The 2,931-nt window shown below is 72.0% G+C and carries 4 protein-coding genes; all 4 read left to right on the top strand.

From position 1 onward, the window contains the following. Positions 1–490 (top strand): SMC-Scp complex subunit ScpB (gene scpB / locus WBP48_RS09595; RefSeq protein WP_424439499.1); only part of this gene is annotated, 490 nt, incomplete at its 5' end. Beyond that, a complete protein-coding gene (locus tag WBP48_RS09590; RefSeq protein ID WP_424439496.1) occupies positions 487–1,278 on the top strand; it encodes a pseudouridine synthase in 792 nt (263 codons plus the stop codon). The genes scpB and WBP48_RS09590, both read left to right, overlap by 4 nt. Positions 1,279–1,286: 8 nt before the next feature. Then, positions 1,287–2,408 carry a prephenate dehydrogenase gene (locus WBP48_RS09585; protein ID WP_424439493.1) on the top strand — a complete coding sequence of 374 codons (1,122 nt, stop codon included), beginning with the start codon at positions 1,287–1,289 and terminating at the stop codon, positions 2,406–2,408. Continuing rightward, a partial coding sequence (gene cmk, locus WBP48_RS09580; protein WP_424439490.1) for a (d)CMP kinase occupies positions 2,405–2,931 on the top strand: 527 nt, incomplete at its 3' end. The genes WBP48_RS09585 and cmk, both read left to right, overlap by 4 nt.

Here is a 2,931-nt window from a genome sequence, read left to right as displayed (position 1 = left end):
CGCCGTCGGCGCGCCGGTGCCGGCCGTCCGCCAGGCCGTCGAGGGTCTCGTCGCCGACTACGATGGCGAGACCGGGGGCCCGCGCCGGGGGTTCGAGTTGCGCGAAGTCGGCGGTGGCTGGCGGCTGTACGTGCGCGAGGAGCACGACGGCCTCGTCTCGGAGTACGTCAACTCCCAGGCGCCGACGCGGCTGTCGCAGGCGGCGCTCGAGACCCTCGCCGTCATCGCCTACAAGCAGCCCGTCACCCGCAGCCAGGTCGCGCAGATCCGCGCCGTCAACGTCGACTCCGTCGTGCGCACACTCGTCGCCCGAGGACTCATCACCGAGCTGTTCACCGACCCCGAGACCGGTGCCATCAACTACGGCACCACCGACGCGCTGCTCGTGAACCTCGGCATCAACTCGCTCGACGAGCTGCCGCACATCTCGCCGCTCCTCGACGACGGCTCCGACGGGTTCGACGGCTTCGACGCGGAGGCGTTGCGATGACCGGGCAGGATGCCGTCGGCATCCGCCTGCAGAAGGTGCTCGCCAACGCGGGTGTCGCGTCGCGGCGTGTCTGCGAGCAGTACATCGTCGACGGGCGCGTCCGCGTCAACGGCCGGGTCGTCACCGAGCTCGGGACGCGCATCGACCCGGCATCCGACCTCGTGGACGTCGACGGCACGGCGATCCAGCTCGACGCCACCAAGCGCTACCTCATGCTCAACAAGCCGACCGGCGTCGTCTCGTCGATGAAGGACGAGCAGGGCCGGCCCGACCTGCGCCGCTTCACGCGGGAGTGGCCGGAGCGGCTCTACAACGTCGGCAGGCTGGATGCCGAGACCAGCGGACTGCTCGTCCTCACCAACGACGGCGACCTCGCACACGTACTCGCCCATCCCTCGTTCGGCGTGACGAAGGTGTACATCGCCAAGGTGGCGGGCCGTGTGACGCCGCAGACGATCGCGCGCCTCACGCGCGGCGTCGACCTCGAGGACGGTCCCATCGCCGCCGACAGAGCGCGGCTGCGGGATGCCGGGGCGAGCTCCAGCCTCGTCGAGCTGACGCTCCACTCGGGCCGCAATCGCATCGTGCGGCGCATGATGGCCGAGGTGGGGCACCCCGTCACAGAACTCGTCCGGCGCCAGTTCGGCCCGCTGCACCTCGGGACGCTCCCGGCGGGCCGGGCGCGCGAGTTGACTACAGTGGAACGCGGCGCGCTGCTGACGATCGCGCGCCGCACCCCCGCTCTCGAGCAAGACCCCAAGACACCCCAAGACACCCCCCAAGACTGAGTGACGACGTGACCGACACCACCGCCGCCGACGCGCGCCCGCGCGCGGCCCGCACTTCGGGCACCGTGCGCATCGTCGGAGCGGGGCTGCTGGGATCGAGCATCGGCCACGCGCTGCGCGCGCTCGGTGTCGATGTGGCTCTCGCCGACGCGTCGCCGGCGCAGCTGCGGCTCGCGGTCGACTACGGCGCCGGTCGCGTCGCTGCCGATGCCGACCGACCCGCTCTGATCGTCGTCGCGACACCGCCCGACGTCGTCGCCGACGTCGTCGAGCGCGAACTGGCCGCGTACCCCGGTGCCGTCGTGACGGATGTCGCGAGCGTCAAGCTCGAACCGCTCCACACGCTGCGCGAGCGCGGCGTCGACCTCACCCACTACATCGGCTCGCACCCGCTGGCCGGCCGGGAGCGCGGCGGGGCCATCTCGGCGCGCGCGGACATCTTCGTCGGGCGGCCGTGGGTGGTCTGCCGCGACGGCGAGACCCCGGCATCCGATCTCGCCCTCGTCGAGGGTCTCGCCCTCGACCTCGGCGCGACGCCGATCGAGATGTCGCCCGAGGAGCACGATCGCGCCGTTGCGCTCGTCTCGCACGTGCCGCAACTGGTGGCGTCGCTGCTGGCCGGCCGCTTCGTGGACGCCCCCGACGGGTCGCTACGCCTTGCCGGCCAGGGCGTGCGCGACACGACCCGCATCGCCGCGTCGGCGCCGGAGCTGTGGGTGCAGATCCTCGGGGCCAATGCCGACCCCGTCGTCGACGTGCTCGACGCGCTCGCGCAGGACCTCAGTGCCGTCGCCGACGCGCTGCGCTCACCCGAGGCTCCCGGTGCCCGCCGTGCCGTCGCCGACACGATCCGGCGCGGCAACGACGGCGTCGAACGGTTGCCCGGAAAGCACGGGCAGAACCGGAGGTTCGAGAGCCTCGTCGTCATGGTCGACGATACGCCCGGTCAGCTCGGGCGCCTGTTCAGTGAACTGGGCGAGCTCGGCGTGAACGTCGAAGACCTGCGTCTGGAGCATTCGCCCGGAGCCCAGTTCGGTCTCGCCGAAATCAGCGTCGTCCCGAGCGCGCTGCGGCACGCCGAGGACGGCCTCGCTGCGCGGGGCTGGAAGATTGCGAGCATCCCCTCATGACCCCAACCACCGACACCGGCCCCGGGAAGGACGGCGAGCCGATGACGATCGCCGTCGACGGACCGGCCGGGTCCGGCAAGTCCAGCGTGTGCAGGCAGGTCGCGCGCGAACTGGGTTTCGGCTATCTCGACACCGGTGCTGCCTACCGTGCTCTCGCGTGGTACGTGCTGGCGCGGGATGCCGACACCGCCGACCGTGACGCCGTCATCGCCGCGGCGGCAGACTTTCCGTACGCCATCTCGCTCGACCCTGACGATCACTGGGTGCGGGTGGGCCCGGACGATGTCACCGACGCAATCCGCGAGCCGCGGGTGTCCACCGCGGTGAGCGGCGTGGCGCGCGTGACGGCGGTGCGTGAACAGCTGAACGCGATGTTCCGCGCGCTGGTGGCCCAGTCCCGCCGGCCGGGCGTTGTCGTCGAGGGGCGGGACATCACGACGGTGGTCGCACCCGACGCCCCCGCGCGGATCCTCTTGACCGCTGCACCCGAGGTGCGCGCCGCGCGCCGCAGCGCCGAGCTGAC

Origin of the sequence: Microbacterium sp. (assembly GCF_049661145.1) — a bacterium.
Classification (GTDB): Bacteria; Actinomycetota; Actinomycetes; order Actinomycetales; family Microbacteriaceae; genus Microbacterium.
The sequence above is the reverse complement of the archived record's forward strand: the minus strand, read 5'-3'. Positions and strand labels throughout refer to the sequence as shown.